General features: G+C 66.9%; 14 protein-coding genes. 9 read left to right on the plus strand and 5 right to left on the minus strand.

Features of this window, described 5'->3' with window-relative positions:
- Window positions 1-8: 8 nt before the first annotated feature.
- From AC3WLY_RS24825 to AC3WLY_RS24840, 4 genes are all read left to right on the plus strand, one after another.
- The gene (locus AC3WLY_RS24825) at window positions 9-2351 is read left to right on the plus strand and encodes an NADP-dependent malic enzyme (RefSeq protein ID WP_371287022.1); all 2343 of its coding nucleotides are present in this window, start codon (window positions 9-11) and stop codon (window positions 2349-2351) included.
- A gap of 378 nt (window positions 2352-2729) precedes the next feature.
- The gene (locus AC3WLY_RS24830) at window positions 2730-3161 is read left to right on the plus strand and encodes a guanyl-specific ribonuclease (protein ID WP_034182701.1); all 432 of its coding nucleotides are present in this window, start codon (window positions 2730-2732) and stop codon (window positions 3159-3161) included.
- 16 nt (window positions 3162-3177) lie between these two features.
- The gene (locus tag AC3WLY_RS24835) at window positions 3178-3741 is read left to right on the plus strand and encodes a barstar family protein (RefSeq protein WP_027783519.1); all 564 of its coding nucleotides are present in this window, start codon (window positions 3178-3180) and stop codon (window positions 3739-3741) included.
- 98 nt (window positions 3742-3839) lie between these two features.
- Entirely contained in the window at window positions 3840-4151 is a 312-nt protein-coding gene (locus tag AC3WLY_RS24840; RefSeq protein ID WP_492309267.1) for a hypothetical protein, read from the plus strand.
- A gap of 50 nt (window positions 4152-4201) precedes the next feature.
- On the opposite strand, the gene AC3WLY_RS24845 is transcribed toward AC3WLY_RS24840, so the two are convergent.
- The 3 genes from AC3WLY_RS24845 to speE are packed head-to-tail and all read right to left on the minus strand — an operon-like array spanning window position 4202 to window position 6312.
- Window positions 4202-4969 carry a 16S rRNA (uracil(1498)-N(3))-methyltransferase gene (locus AC3WLY_RS24845; RefSeq protein ID WP_175963099.1) on the minus strand — a complete coding sequence of 256 codons (768 nt, stop codon included), beginning with the start codon at window positions 4967-4969 and terminating at the stop codon, window positions 4202-4204.
- A 17-nt stretch (window positions 4970-4986) separates the two neighbouring features.
- The gene (locus AC3WLY_RS24850) at window positions 4987-5403 is read right to left on the minus strand and encodes a VOC family protein (RefSeq protein WP_072436342.1); all 417 of its coding nucleotides are present in this window, start codon (window positions 5401-5403) and stop codon (window positions 4987-4989) included.
- A gap of 51 nt (window positions 5404-5454) precedes the next feature.
- Window positions 5455-6312, minus strand: coding sequence for a polyamine aminopropyltransferase (gene speE, locus AC3WLY_RS24855; RefSeq protein ID WP_175963098.1), 858 nt, complete (start codon window positions 6310-6312; stop codon window positions 5455-5457).
- 216 nt (window positions 6313-6528) lie between these two features.
- Here speE and tkt point away from each other — a divergent pair, with 216 nt between their 5' ends.
- Window positions 6529-8601 carry a transketolase gene (gene tkt / locus AC3WLY_RS24860; protein WP_492309268.1) on the plus strand — a complete coding sequence of 691 codons (2073 nt, stop codon included), beginning with the start codon at window positions 6529-6531 and terminating at the stop codon, window positions 8599-8601.
- Between the two features lie 87 nt (window positions 8602-8688).
- Window positions 8689-9699 (plus strand): type I glyceraldehyde-3-phosphate dehydrogenase, encoded by a 1011-nt coding sequence (gap, locus tag AC3WLY_RS24865; RefSeq protein WP_006485712.1) that lies wholly within the window; start codon window positions 8689-8691, stop codon window positions 9697-9699.
- Window positions 9700-9792: 93 nt separating this feature from the next.
- On the opposite strand, the gene AC3WLY_RS24870 is transcribed toward gap, so the two are convergent.
- Entirely contained in the window at window positions 9793-10680 is an 888-nt protein-coding gene (locus tag AC3WLY_RS24870; RefSeq protein ID WP_492309269.1) for a LysR family transcriptional regulator, read from the minus strand.
- A 151-nt stretch (window positions 10681-10831) separates the two neighbouring features.
- Between AC3WLY_RS24870 and AC3WLY_RS24875 the strand changes: the two genes are divergently transcribed.
- Window positions 10832-11605 carry an SDR family NAD(P)-dependent oxidoreductase gene (locus tag AC3WLY_RS24875; RefSeq protein WP_492309270.1) on the plus strand — a complete coding sequence of 258 codons (774 nt, stop codon included), beginning with the start codon at window positions 10832-10834 and terminating at the stop codon, window positions 11603-11605.
- Window positions 11606-11616: 11 nt separating this feature from the next.
- Entirely contained in the window at window positions 11617-12675 is a 1059-nt protein-coding gene (locus tag AC3WLY_RS24880) for an L-idonate 5-dehydrogenase (RefSeq protein WP_492309271.1), read from the plus strand.
- Between the two features lie 89 nt (window positions 12676-12764).
- Here AC3WLY_RS24880 and AC3WLY_RS24885 read toward each other — a convergent pair whose 3' ends face one another.
- Window positions 12765-13487, minus strand: coding sequence for a FadR/GntR family transcriptional regulator (locus AC3WLY_RS24885; protein ID WP_072436337.1), 723 nt, complete (start codon window positions 13485-13487; stop codon window positions 12765-12767).
- A 214-nt stretch (window positions 13488-13701) separates the two neighbouring features.
- Here AC3WLY_RS24885 and AC3WLY_RS24890 point away from each other — a divergent pair, with 214 nt between their 5' ends.
- Window positions 13702-15024: a C4-dicarboxylate transporter DctA gene (locus tag AC3WLY_RS24890; protein WP_492309272.1), complete on the plus strand. Its 1323-nt coding sequence runs from the start codon at window positions 13702-13704 to the stop codon at window positions 15022-15024.
- Window positions 15025-15202: the final 178 nt, after the last annotated feature.

Below are 15202 nucleotides of genomic sequence, written 5' to 3' on the forward strand. Positions count from 1 at the left end.
GCGCTACAATGCCGTCGAACAGTTATTCTAATCCGCCCGTCACGAGACACATGTCCACCCAAGCCTCCTCCAAAGCCAAGCTCCGCGAAGCCGCCCTCGACTATCACGAATTCCCGACCCCCGGGAAGATCGCGATCGCTCCGACCAAGCAGATGATCAACCAGCGCGACCTCGCGCTCGCGTATTCGCCGGGCGTGGCGTACGCGTGCGAGGAGATCGTCGAGAATCCGCTCAACGCGGCGCGTTTCACCGCGCGCAGCAACCTGGTCGGCGTCGTCACAAACGGTACGGCGGTGCTCGGTCTCGGCAACATCGGCCCGCTCGCGTCGAAGCCGGTGATGGAAGGCAAGGCCGTGCTGTTCAAGAAGTTCGCCGGCATCGACGTGTTCGACATCGAGCTGAACGAGTCGGACCCGCACAAGCTCGTCGACGTGATCGCCGCGCTGGAGCCGACCTTCGGCGGGATCAACCTGGAAGACATCAAGGCGCCGGACTGCTTCATCGTCGAGCGCGAAGCGCGCAAGCGGATGAAGATCCCGGTGTTCCACGACGATCAGCACGGCACCGCGATCGTCGTGGCCGCGGCCGTCACGAACGGCCTGAAGGTCGTCGGCAAGGACATCAAGAAGGTGAAGCTCGTCGCGTCCGGCGCGGGCGCGGCCGCGCTTGCGTGCCTCGACCTGCTGGTCGACATCGGCCTGCCGATCGAGAACATCCTGGTGACCGACCTGGCCGGCGTGGTCTACAAGGGCCGCACCGAACTGATGGACCCGGACAAGGAGCGTTTCGCACGGGAAACCGAAGCGCGGACGCTGGCCGAAGTGATCGAAGGCGCGGACATCTTCCTCGGCCTGTCGGCCGCGGGCGTGCTGAAGCAGGAGATGGTGAAGGGCATGGCCGAGCGCCCGCTGATCCTCGCGCTCGCGAACCCGACGCCGGAAATCCTGCCGGAACTCGCGCTCGAAGTGCGCCCGGACGCGGTGCTGGCCACGGGCCGCACCGACTACCCGAACCAGGTCAACAACGTGCTGTGCTTCCCGTTCATCTTCCGCGGCGCGCTCGACGTCGGCGCGACGACGATCACGCGTGAAATGGAGATCGCGGCCGTCAATGCGATCGCCGAGCTCGCGCAGCAGGAACAGAGCGACATCGTCGCGACCGCGTACGGCATCCAGGACCTGTCGTTCGGCCCCGAATACCTGATTCCGAAGCCGTTCGATCCGCGCCTGATCGTGAAGATCGCGCCGGCCGTCGCGCAGGCCGCGATGGACGGCGGCGTCGCGACGCGTCCGATCGAGGACATGGAGGCGTACCGCGTCCATCTTCAGCAGTTCGTGTATCACAGCGGCACGACGATGAAGCCGATCTTCCAGATCGCGCGCAGCGCGCCGGCGGAGAAGAAGCGCGTCGTGTTCGCGGAAGGCGAAGAAGAGCGCGTGTTGCGCGCCGTTCAGATCATCGTCGACGAAAAGCTCGCGACGCCGATCCTGATCGGCCGGCCATCGGTGATCGAGCACCGTATCCAGCGCTACGGCCTGCGCCTGAATCCGGGTGTCGACTTCACGGTTGTCAACACCGAGCACGACGAGCGCTACCGCGACTTCTGGCAGTCGTACCACAAGCTGATGGCGCGCAAGGGCATCAGCGAGCAGCTCGCGCGCGTCGAGATGCGCCGCCGCACGACGCTGATCGGCGCGATGCTGGTGAAGCGGGGCGAAGCGGACGGGATGATCTGCGGCACGATCAGCACGACGCACCGCCACCTGCACTTCATCGACCAGGTGATCGGCAAGCGCGCCGGCTGCAGCGTCTATGCGGCAATGAACGGCCTCGTGCTGCCGGGCCGCCAGATCTTCCTCGTCGATACGCACGTCAACGTCGATCCGACCCCGGCGCAGCTTGCCGAGATCACGATCATGGCGGCTGAAGAAGTGCGCCGCTTCGGCATCGAGCCGAAGGTCGCGCTGCTGTCGCACTCGAATTTCGGCACGAGCAACGCGCCTTCGGCGCAGAAGATGCGCGATACGCTCGCGATCCTGCACGAAACCGCGCCTGACCTGAAGGTCGACGGCGAGATGCACGGCGACGTCGCGCTCGACGCGGCGCTGCGCAAGGAAATCCTGCCGGAATCGACGCTGGAAGGCGACGCGAACCTGCTGATCCTGCCGAACATCGACGCCGCGAACATCGCGTACAACCTGCTGAAGACGGCCGCCGGCAACAACATCGCGATCGGGCCGATCCTGCTGGGTGCTGCCCAGCCGGTGCACGTGCTGACCGAATCGGCGACCGTTCGCCGCATCGTCAACATGGCGGCGCTGCTGGTCGCCGACGTGAACGCCGCGCGCTGAGCGAAAACGAACGCGCCAGGCCGGTCGAACCGGCGTGGCGCGTCGGGCGAAATTGTAAACAAAAGCAAAAAGAGGCGTGCCCGCAATGGGCACGCCGTCGGGCAGGGCGCAAACGCGCTTCCCTCAAAGCAACAGCAGCATCTCTCCACTCCGGGTAGCGAGCGTGGCAAGGAGGCAGGGTCTTGCCATACGAGAGATGCCGCCCGTATTTTATCTTATGTAAGATAAATGTAGTGTGATTTCGGTAAGAAATACGTCAATCCGCGCGTCGTCGGGCTTTCGATTCCCAAACGGACATTGATTCGCGCGGCCAATAACGCTACGCTAACGCCTTTGTTGGTCGTCAACTACTTGATTTAACAGCGGGAACCCTGGTTCATGGCACGCAAGTGGCTCCGCAACGGCGCGCTCGCGTCCGTCTTCGCGATGTTCGCGATGGGTATCGTCGGCACGCCGACGGGCAGTCTGGTTTCCGCCGCTTACGCACGGGAGGCCGTTTCGGCCGACGTGGCCGCCAGCGGGCTCGATACGATCCCGACCGCCCGTCTTCCGCGCGAGGCCGTGACCACGCTGGGCCTGATCGGCGCCGGCGGCCCCTATCCGTACGAGAAAGACGGCGTCGTGTTCGGCAACCGCGAGCGGATTTTGCCGAAGGCGAAGCGCGGCTACTACCATGAATACACGGTGCCGACGCCGCGTGCCCGCAATCGCGGCGCGCGCCGGATCGTCTGTGGCGGGCCATTGCGCCGGATCGACAACTGTTATTACACGGGCGACCACTACAACAGTTTTAAACGTATTGTTGAATGACTTCGGGACGAATGGCATGAGCGACTCCATCTACGCGCACGATTCGGCGGCGGCGGAACTGTTCGCGGCCGGCGACGGCAATCTGTTTCAGCGCGTGATTCAATTGAACGCGGCGGCACAGGCCGTCGGCGCGCCGGAGCAACAGGAAGCCGAGCCCGGGCTTTCATCGAACGAGGAGCCTATGAGCCTTTTCACGACCGTGCGACCCAATCTCGTGCAGTCGATCCGCGCGTTCCGCGTGCAGGATCTCGCCGACGAAGCCGGTCGGCTCGGCCAGCACTTCCTGTACGCGTATTGCGGCGCCGCGCAGTCGAAGCAGGAAGTGATGGAAACGATCGCGACGTCGTTCCTGTTCCCGAAGCATTTCGGGAAGAACTACGATGCGCTGTACGACTGCCTGACCGACCTCGTCGCGAAGGCCGGCGCGCAGCCCGGTTTCGTGATCGTCCTCGAAGGGCTGCCGATCGCGCAGAAGTTCGACAAGGAAGGGCGCGAGACGCTGCTCGACGTGTTCCGCGAGGCGGCCGAGTTCTGGGCCGAGCGCAAGGTCGCGTTCCGCGTGTTCTACTCGTTCGCATAAGCGCGAATCGGCCCGCGGCTCTGCGCGGCCGGCCCGGCGAGAAGCCCGCTTCGAGCGGGCTTTTTTACGTGTGCGCGGCGCATACAGGCCGGCGCGGCATGAACGCGGCAATCCGTGCCGCGTCATTCTTCAGGCGACCGTTGCCAAGCAAGGCGATCTTCTCCGGCATGGCGCAGGTCTTGGACGCGGCGCCGGTGACGCGCCCCGTGACGGGCAAGATCGACCTCTACGGCCTGGACCGGAGGCTGGGCAACCGGAAGCCCGCAAGACGTGCTGAGCCCGGTTCTCGATGCGTTGTCCGATTCGATGCCGCACGGATCGTCGAGCGACAAGCCGCGATAAGCCGTAGCGTGGAAACGCGCCGCATTTCTGCCGTGACGCCGGCCGCATATCGCGCCGCGGCAGGGTGACGTGTGGGCCGGGACCTGTCGTGCCGCCTCGCGGCGGCACGCCCGTCTCGTCACCATCCGCCCCAGCGCGCGGCCAATGCCGCGAGCACGGCCGCGCCGGCCGTCTCGGTGCGCAGCACGCGGGGCCCAAGCGACAGCGCGGTGAAGCCGCGCGCGCGGGCCGCGTTTTCCTCGTCGGGCGACAGTCCGCCTTCGGGGCCGATCAGCAGCGTGACGGGCGCTCCGGGCGGCATGTCGGGCAGCGACGCAAACGGGATGCTCGCGCGCGGCGACAGCAGCAGCCGCAGTTCGCCGTCGGCCGGCGCGGCCGGCAACGTATCGAGCCACGCGTTGAAGCCGAGTACCGGCGCGACCCCGGGCAAGCGGTTGCGCCCGCACTGTTCGCACGACGCGCGCACGACGCCGCGCCAGTGCGCGACGCGCTTGTCCGCGCGTTCGCCGGCGAGCTTCACGACGCCGCGCGCGGTCGACAGCGGCACGATCGCCGCGACGCCGAGCTCGACGGCCTTCTCGATCACCCAGTCCATCTTGTCGCCGCCGGCGATCCCTTGCGCGAGCGTCACGCGATAGGGCGGCTCGGCCTCGGCCGGTTCGAACGCATCGATCTGCGCGAGCGCGCTGCGCTTGTCGATCTCGACGAGCCGCGCGCGGTATTGGCCGCCCGTGCCGTCGAACAGCGCGAGCACGTCGCCGGGCTGCAGGCGCAGCACCTGAGCGTGGCGCGCGACGTCGGCCGGCAGCGCGAGCGTGGCGTCGGCGCGCAGTGCCGCATCGACGAAAAAGCGCGGCACGGCCGCGGTGGTGGTGGCTTCGTTCATGCGTGTGGCGGTTTCGGTCATGCGTCGAGGCGGCGCGCGAGCGCCCAGCGGTAGCCGTCGAGATCCTCGATCTGCGCGAACCGGTCGCCCCAGAACTGGTCCTGCGGCGCGCTCAGCGATTTCGCGCCCGCGTCCAGCGCGCGCTGCCAGGTTGCGTCGACATCATCGACGTACAGATAGAACGACTGCGGCGCGGTGGCGTGCGCGCTTTTCGGCGTGAGCGCGATCGAGCCGAATGCGCCTTCGGGTGCGAACATCACGATCAGCCGGCCGTGATAGGCCATCTCGACGTGCATGATCGCGCCGTCCTCGTCGTGCACGTCGCGCAGCTCGAAGCCGAATGCGGCCTTGAAGAAATCGATGGCCGCGCGCGCGTTGCGTACGGCCAGATAGGGCGTCAACCAAGGCACGTTGGCCGGACGTGGATCGGTCATCGGTAGTTCTCCTGCGTGGGGGAAAGCGGAACGGCTCGGCCGCCCGGACGTTCAGCGGCGAGCGCCCAGTGTATCGCGCAGCGCGTGCGGCAGGGCAAAGAGGGACGCATGCAGCCGCGCGTCGTAGTAGCGCAAGCCCTGGACGTGGCGCGCGGCGAGCCGTTCGTCGATGTCGTGCGCGAACAGCGCGGCCGCATCGAGCGTGTCGCTCGCGATCGCCATCAGCCACTGCGAGCCGTACAGCGGCACGTGCGCGGACAGCGGATCGACGACCGCGAAGCTCGCGCGCAGGTCGTCGATCAGCGCGGCGATGCGCGCGGCGTGGAACACCGGCGAGCCGAGATGCATCGAGATCGCGCCGCACGGCGTGAGAATCCGCTTGAGCCGTGCGTAGAACGCGCGCGTATAGAGGCCGGCCGCCGGCGAGTCGGGCGGCGTGAGGTCGAACACGACGAGATCGAAATGCTCGACGGTCGACTCGACGAAATGCGCGGCGTCGCCGATCACGACCTCGACGCGCGGGTCGTCGAGCGCGCCCTGGTGCACGTCGTCGAGATAACGACGCGCCATCCCGACCACCTCGTCGTCGAGCTCGGCGATCACGATCCGCTCGATGCACGCGTGCTTGAGCAACTGGCGCGCCGCGCCGCCGTCGCCACCGCCGAGCACGAGCGCCTTCTTCGGCGACGGATGCGCGAGCGCGGCCGGGTGCGTCATGCACTCGTGATAGACGTACTCGTCGCCGACCGACGTCATCGGCTGGCCGTCCAGCGTAAACAGCCGGCCGAGCTGCGGGGTTTCCCAGACTTCGATCTGCTGGTGCGGGGACTCGACGCGCGCGAGCCGCCGAGCATTCGGGAAGCCGTAGGTGGCGTCGGGCGCAGGGTGAAAGAGTAGCGTGGTGCTCACGGGCGGGCCGCTAAGGGCAGTCGGTTCTGACGTCTGAATTATAGGAGGCGCGCGGTTTGACGGAAAACCGTGCCGGAACACCGCGCGCCGACAAGGGAAATGTCGGCCCATCTGTTAAAATGACGAGCTTTGCAGCCCCGTCCGTAGGCTCCGTCCGCTTCGCGTCCGTCAGGCGCCGCACCGCGCGCCGGGAACGATTGACGCTCGAGCTTCCGGATGCCGCCGTGCCCCCGTTTCCTCGACTCGTTCTCCGGACTCGACATGACGACTTCGTCTCCCGCCTCCACCACCCTGATGGCCAACGCGATCCGTGCGCTCGCGATGGACGCCGTCCAGCAAGCGAACTCCGGCCACCCCGGCATGCCGATGGGCATGGCCGAAATCGGCGTCGCGCTCTGGTCGCGCCATCTGAAGCACAACCCGACGAACCCGCACTGGGCAGACCGCGACCGCTTCGTGCTGTCGAACGGCCATGGCTCGATGCTGCTGTACTCGCTGCTGCACCTGACCGGCTACGACCTGCCGATCGAAGAGCTGAAGAACTTCCGCCAACTGCACTCGAAGACGCCGGGCCACCCGGAATACGGGATCACGCCGGGTGTCGAGACGACCACCGGCCCGCTCGGCCAGGGTCTCGCGAACGCGGTCGGCATGGCGCTCGGCGAAGCGCTGATGGCCGACGAGTTCAACCGCGACGGCGCGAAGATCGTCGATCACCACACGTACGTGTTCCTCGGCGACGGCTGCCTGATGGAAGGCATCTCGCACGAAGCCTGCTCGCTCGCGGGCACGCTGAAGCTGAACAAGCTGATCGCGCTGTACGACGACAACGGCATCTCGATCGACGGCGACGTCGTGAACTGGTTCCACGACGACACGCCGAAGCGCTTCGAAGCGTACGGCTGGAACGTGATCCCGAATGTGAACGGCCATGACGTCGACGCGGTCGACGCGGCGATCGCGAAGGCGAAGCTGTCGGACAAGCCGACGCTGATCTGCTGCAAGACGGTGATCGGCAAGGGCGCGGCGACCAAGGCCGGCGGCCACGACGTGCATGGAGCTGCGCTCGGCGCGGAAGAAATCGCGAAGACGCGCGAAGCGCTCGGCTGGAAGTGGGAGCCGTTCGTGATTCCGCAGGAAGTCTATGCGGCATGGGACGCGAAGGAAGCCGGCAAGCGTGCCGAGACCGACTGGGACGCGACGTTCGCGCAATATCGCGCGAAGTTCCCGGCAGAAGCCGCCGAATTCGAGCGCCGGATGGCTAACCAGCTGCCGGCCGACTGGGCGCAGAAGGCTGCGGCGATCATCGCCGGCGCGAACGAGCGCGCCGAGACGGTCGCGACCCGCAAGGCGTCGCAGCAGGCGATCGAAGGTCTGGCCGCCGCGCTGCCCGAACTGCTCGGCGGCTCGGCCGACCTGACCGGCTCGAACCTGACCAACTGGAAGGCCTCGAGGGCGGTCCGCGCGAATCCGGAAGGCGCGGGCGTCGTGCTGGGCAACCATATCAACTACGGCGTGCGCGAATTCGGCATGAGCGCCGCGATCAACGGCCTCGCGCTGCACGGCGGCCACAAGCCGTTCGGCGGCACGTTCCTGACGTTCTCCGACTACAGCCGCAACGCGCTGCGCGTGGCCGCGCTGATGAAGGTGCCGTCGATCTTCGTGTTCACGCACGATTCGATCGGCCTCGGCGAAGACGGCCCGACGCACCAGTCGATCGAGCACGTGTCGAGCCTGCGCCTGATCCCGAACCACGACGTGTGGCGTCCGGCCGACACGGTCGAGACGGCCGTTGCCTGGACGCACGCGGTTGCCGCGGATCGTCCGTCGAGCCTGATCTTCAGCCGCCAGAACCTCGCGTTCAACCCGCGTACCGACGCGCAGATCGCCAACATCGAGAAGGGCGGCTACGTACTGAAGGACTGGGACGAAGAAGTCGTCGCGCGCAAGATCATCCTGATCGCGACGGGTTCGGAAGTCGAGCTCGCGATGAAGGCCGTCGAGCCGCTCGCGCAGCAGGGCATCGCGGCGCGCGTCGTGTCGATGCCGTCGACCAACGTGTTCGATCGCCAGGACGCCGAATACCGCGAACGCGTGCTGCCGCACGGCGTGCGCCGCGTCGCGATCGAAGCCGGCGTAACGTCCTTCTGGCACAAGTACGTCGGCCTCGAAGGCGGCGTCGTCGGGATCGACACGTTCGGCGAATCGGCGCCGGCCGGCGTGCTGTTCAAGTACTTCGGCTTCACCGTCGAGCACGTCGTCGAGACCGCGAAGGCCGTGCTGGCCTAAAAGCATTCGCGACGCGCGCCACCCGTTGCGCGCGTCGCACCGTGAAGCTGCACGAAACGAATTTTTTCAGCCATCAGGAGATAGACCATGACGATTCGCGTCGCAATCAACGGCTACGGCCGTATCGGCCGCAACACGCTGCGCGCGTTTTATGAAAACGGCAAGAAGCACGATCTCGAGATCGTCGCGATCAACGACCTGGGCGATGCGAAGACCAACGCGCACCTGACCCAGTACGACACCGCGCACGGCAAGTTCCCGGGCGAAGTGTCGGTCGACGGCGACTACCTCGTCGTGAACGGCGACAAGATCCGCGTGCTGGCGAACCGCAACCCGGCCGAACTGCCGTGGGGCGAGCTCGGCGTCGACGTCGTGATGGAGTGCACGGGCTTCTTCACGACCAAGGAAAAGGCGAGCGCGCACCTGAAGGGCGGCGCGAAGAAGGTGATCATCTCGGCGCCGGGCGGCAAGGACGTCGACGCGACGATCGTCTACGGCGTGAACCACGACGTGCTGAAGGCCGAGCACACGGTCATCTCGAACGCATCGTGCACGACGAACTGCCTCGCGCCGCTCGTCAAGCCGCTGAACGACAAGATCGGCCTCGAAACGGGCCTGATGACGACGATCCACGCATACACGAACGACCAGGTGCTGACGGACGTCTACCACGAAGACCTGCGCCGCGCGCGTTCGGCCACGCACAGCCAGATCCCGACGAAGACGGGCGCTGCTTCGGCCGTCGGCCTCGTGCTGCCGGAACTGAACGGCAAGCTCGACGGTTACGCGATCCGCGTCCCGACGATCAACGTGTCGATCGTCGACCTGTCGTTCATCGCCAAGCGCGACACGACGGTCGAGGAAGTCAACGCGATCATGAAGGAAGCGTCGGAAGGCGCGCTGAAGGGCATCCTCGGCTACAACGACGCACCGCTGGTGTCGATCGACTTCAACCACAACCCGGCTTCGTCGACGTTCGACGCGACGCTGACCAAGGTGTCGGGCCGCCTCGTCAAGGTGTCGAGCTGGTACGACAACGAGTGGGGTTTCTCGAACCGCATGCTGGATACGGCTGTCGCGTTCGCGAACGCGAAGTAATCCCGCACGTTGCGCGGCCGCGGCAACGCGGCACGCGCGGCGAACGAGCCCGGCCCGGTTTTCCGGCCGGGCTTTTTCATTGCCCCGACTTCGTCATCGCCTGTCTGCCGTCACCTGCTTGAGCGCGTCGACGAACGCACGCTTAAGCGGGCTGTCGAGGTCGGTCCACGCGAGGCCGATGCCGCTTCGGTGGCCGGCCAGGTCGAGCGGCCGCGCGAGCACGTCCGGCGGCAGCGCGCTGGCGGCCTCTGCCGGGATCAGCCCGATGCCCATCCCCGCCGCGACGAGCGCGAGCATCGTCGTGAATTCCCCGAACTCCTGCGCGATTTCGAGCGTCGTGCCCGCGCGGCTCAACGCGAGCAGCATGTCGTCGTGAAAGCCGGGCGCGTAGCGGCGCGCGAGCACGAACGCGGGCTGGCCGCGCAGTGCGGCCGGCGGGATCGTGTCGTGCGCGGCGAGCGGATGGTCGAGCGGCAGCGCGACGACGAAGCCTTCTTCCAGCACCACGCGCGTGTCGATGCCCGCATACGCGGCCGGCAGCCGGATCATCCCGAAATCGATCCGCCGGTCGCGCAGCGCGGCGATCTGGTCGGGCGTCGGCAGGTCCTTCAGTTCGAGCGCGATCAGCGGATAGCGCTCGCGCATCGTGCGCAGCACGGCCGGCAGCAGTGCGGGCAGCACCGACGACACGAACGCGATCCTCAGCGTGCCGATCTCGCCGCGGCTCGACAGCCGCGCCATCTGTTCCGCACGCGCGGCCTGTTGCAGCGTCGCGCGCGCTTCCGGCAGGAACACGCGCCCCGTGTCGCTCAGTTCGACCTTGTGGCGGTCGCGCTCGAACAGCCGCGCACCGAGCTCTTCCTCGAGCGCCTTGATCTGCATGCTCAGCGCGGGCTGCACGATGAACAGGCGCTGCGCCGCGCGCCCGAAATGCAGCTCTTCCGCGAGCGTGACGAAGGCGCGCAATTGCTTGAGTTCCATGGGCGGCGGGCAGGAGAGGGCGGTAATCAGATTTCATGATAACCGGATCAAAAAAGACCATTGGCGCGGCATCGGGCAGGCAGCCGAAGATACCGTCAACGCGAGACCGGCCGCGACGGGCAGCCGGCTCCACTGGCACGAGGACACATGCATGACCAACGCGCTTGACCGGTTCCGTCTCGACGGCCGCCGCGCACTGATCACGGGTTCCGGACGCGGGATCGGGCTGACGCTCGCCCGCGGGCTCGCGGAAGCCGGCGCGGCGATCGTCATCAACGATCGTAATGAGGAGAAGGCTGCGACGCTCGCGAGCCGTTTCCGCGACGAAGGCTTCGCGGCCGACCATGCGGTGTTCGACGTCGCCGAGCATGCGCAGGTGCGCGCGGCGATCGACGACTTCGAGGCGCGCGTCGGTGCGATCGACATCCTCGTGAACAACGCGGGCATCCAGCGCCGCGCGCCGCTCGACGCATTCGAGCCCGACGACTGGCATGCGCTGATGCGCGTGAATCTCGACGGCGTGTTCAACGTCGCGCAGGCCGTCGCGCGTCACATGATCGCGCGCGGCCACGGGAAGATCATCAACATCTGCTCGGTGCAGAGCGAACTCGCGCGGCCGACGATCGCGCCGTACGCGGCGTCGAAGGGCGCGGTGCGGATGCTGACGAAAGGGATGTGCGCCGACTGGGCGCGCCACGGCATCCAGGCCAATGGCCTCGCGCCCGGCTATTTCGAAACGGAGCTGAATCGCGCGCTGGTCGACGACGCGGCGTTCTCGGACTGGCTGTGCAAGCGCACGCCGGCCGGCCGCTGGGGGCGCGTCGACGAGCTGTGCGGCGCGGCGATTTTCCTTGCGTCGGCCGCATCCGATTTCGTGAACGGCCAGACGCTGTTCGTCGATGGCGGCCTGACCAGCGCCGTATAGGGAGGAAGGTCATGCGTATGCGTTGCATGTGTGTCGTGATCCACGGGCCGAACGACCTGCGGGTCGAAGAACAGGACGCGGGCGAAATCGGCCCGGGCCAGGTGCGCGTCGATGTCGCGATGGGCGGCATCTGCGGGTCCGACCTGCATTACTTTCGGCACGGCGGCTTCGGCGCGATCCGGCTGCAGCAGCCGATGGTGCTCGGCCACGAGGTTGCCGGCACGGTCGCGGAGGTCGCGCCGGACGTGACGTCGGTGAAGGTCGGCGATCGCGTCGCGGTCAACCCGAGCCGGCCGTGCGGTGCGTGCCGCTACTGCCTCGAAGGCTTGCCGAACCAGTGTCTGGACATGCGCTTCTACGGCAGCGCGATGCGGATGCCGCACGTGCAGGGCGCGTTTCGCAACGCGCTCGTGTGCGACGCGGCGCAGTGCGTGAAGGTCGCCGATCATGTGCCGCTGTCGCTCGCGGCGCTCGCCGAGCCGTTCGCGGTCGGGCTGCATGCGGTGTCGCGCGCGGGCCCGCTGATCGGCAAGCGCGTGCTCGTGTCGGGCTGCGGGCCGATCGGCGTGCTGGCGGTCGCGGCGGCGCGCGCGCACGGCGCGGCGGAGATCGTCGCGACCGACGTCGTCGAAGCGCCGCTGGAAGTGGCCCGCGCGCTCGGCGCCGACCATACGATCAACGCGGCGGCCGATGCCGGATGGGTCGCGCGCTACGGCGCCGACAAGGGCACGTTCGACGTGATGATCGAGTGTTCGGGCAATGCGCGCGCGCTGCGCGACGGGCTGGACGTGATGCGTCCGCGCGGCGTCGTCGTGCAGCTCGGGCTCGGCGGCGATGTCAGCCTGCCGCAGAACGTCGTGGTCGCGAAGGAGTTGTCGATCTGCGGATCGTTCCGCTTCCATGCGGAATTCGCGCTCGCGGTGCAGCTGATCAACGCGGCGCGCGTCGACCTGCAGCCGGCCATCACGCGCGTGTTCCCGATGCGCGACGCGAACCTCGCGTTCGAACTGGCCGGCGACTGGCAGCGCGCGATGAAGGTGCTGATCGATTTCGCGGGCGAGGCCGCGTGATCGTCCGGCGCCAGCGCGCGCCTTTTTCGTGATCGACGCGAATCCGATCGCTGCGGTGTGATGCTCGTGCGGCGCGCGCCGCACGGCCGTCAGGCGCCCGGCGTCGGGAAGAAGATGCCCGCGCGCTGCGCGGCGTTCGCGATGTGCGTTTCGATCGCGCTGCCCGCGGCGGCCGCATCGCGCGCGATCAGCGCATCGACGATCGCGCGGTGCTCGTGCCACGTCGACAGCAGCAGCTCGCGCCGGTAGAACGGCATGCGCTGGCTTTCCTTCATGATGTCCGCGCTGCCGCGCAGGATCGATTCGATCGCCGCGTTGCCGGCGAGATGGACGATCCGCATATGGAAGTCGAAGTCGAGCTGCGACGCCTCGTCGAGCGCGTTTTCGGTCAGCGCGACGTGCAGGTCGGCGAGATTGTCTTCGAACCACGCGATGTCGTCGTCGCTGACCACGCGCGCGGCCATCCGCGCGGCGAACCCTTCGAGCGCGTAGCGCATCTGGTAGGTATCGGGCGGCGACGACTGCTCGGCAAACTGCCAGGCATGCGCGGCCGTTGCCTGCGCGCTTTCGACGTACACGCCCTTGCCCGCGCGGATGCGCAGCATCCCGAGCGCCTCGAGCGTCGACAGCGCCTCGCGCAGCGACGCACGGCTGATCTCCAGCTCCTCGGAGAGCTGACGCTGGGCCGGCAGCAGGCTGCCGACCGGATAAACGCCTGCCTCGATCCGGTCGCGGATCGTCGCGATGGCGGCGTCGGTCACGGTATGCGGAACATTTTTCATGATGTGAACGATGGCCGGTCTGACCGGCATTGTAATCCGCACGGGCGCAGTGCATGACCGCACTACGGGAAAGCCACGATCAGGCCCGCTTTCGGGGCCGCCGGACGTATGCGAAGGGGGGCGGGAAATCCCTATTTTGTCCGTCCTTGACGTCACTATATCGGCTTCCTACTATCCACCATAACATCACTGGTCTTACCAGTATGAACAGACGAAACTGCAACCGTTGGATCGGGAGAGCGCCGTGTCGAAATTCCTCAATTCGCTGTTTGGCCGGGTAGTCGTCGCATTGATCCTGGGGGTCGCGCTCGGCGCGTTCTTCCCGCATTTCGCCGAGTCGCTGCGACCGCTCGGCGACGGCTTCCTGAAGCTCATCAAGATGGTCATCGGCCCAATCGTGTTCTGCGTCGTGGTCAGCGGGATGGCCAACGCGGGCGACCTGAAGAAGGTCGGCCGGGTCGGCCTGAAGGCCGTCATCTACTTCGAGATCATGACGACGCTCGCGCTCGGCATCGGCCTCGTGCTCGCGTGGGTCACGCGCCCGGGCGTCGGGATGAACATCGACCTGCATTCGCTCGACGCGTCGTCGCTCGCGTCGTACGCGAAGAACGCCGAAAGCCTGAAGGACACCGCCGGCTACCTGATGAAGATCATCCCCGACACCGCGATCGACGCGTTCGCGAAGGGCGACATCCTGCAGATCCTCGTGTTCGCGGTGCTGTTCGGCTCCGCGCTGTCGCTGCTCGGCGACAAGGCGCAGCGCGTCAACTCGCTGATCGAGGAACTGTCGCACGTGTTCTTCCGGATCATCGGCTTCATCATCAAGCTCGCGCCGCTCGGCGTGCTCGGCGCGATCGCATTCACGACCGGCAAATACGGCGTCTCGTCGCTCAAGCAGCTCGGCTACCTTGTCGCGGTGTTTTACCTGAGCTGCTTCGTGTTCGTCACGGTCGTGCTCGGCATCGTGATGCGGCTCGCGGGCTTCTCGGTGTTCAAGCTGATCCGCTACCTGCGCGAGGAACTGTCGATCGTGCTCGGCACGGCGTCGTCGGATGCGGTGCTGCCGCAGGTGATGCGCAAGCTCGAATACATGGGTGTCAAGGATTCGACGGTCGGCCTCGTGATCCCGACCGGCTATTCGTTCAACCTCGACGGCTTCTCGATCTACCTGACGCTCGCCGTGCTGTTCATCGCGCAGGCCACCAACACGCCGCTGTCGACGCATGATCTGATCGTGGTGCTGCTCGTGTCGCTCGTCACGTCGAAGGGGGCGCACGGGATTCCCGGTTCGGCGATCGTGATCCTCGCGGCGACGCTGTCGGCGATCCCGGCGATTCCGGTGCTCGGCCTCGTGCTGATCCTGCCGGTCGACTGGTTCGTCGGCATCGCCCGCGCGCTGACCAACCTGATCGGCAACTGCGTCGCGACGGTCGTCGTCGCGGTGTGGGAGAACGATATCGACAAGGTCCGCGCGAAGCGCGTGCTGAACCGCGAGCTGCGCTACGTGCCGGCCGAAGAGGAAGGCAACGCGGCGCCGGTCGCCGGCGACCAGGCCCACGCGCTCTGAGCGCGGCTTGTCGCGCGGGGCGGCTTTGCCCAGGTAGTCCCGCACGATCGATTTACATGCGGCCGGCGCCTCGATGCGCCGGAACTTGATCAGAAATTGCTTTGCATGGGACGGGAGTAAGCGCCAAAGCGCCAGCTCCCATCGACCGCGAAGCATGGGATGGGAGTAAGCGCTAAAG

The organism is Burkholderia sp. FW306-1C-G01B (genome assembly GCF_058781685.1).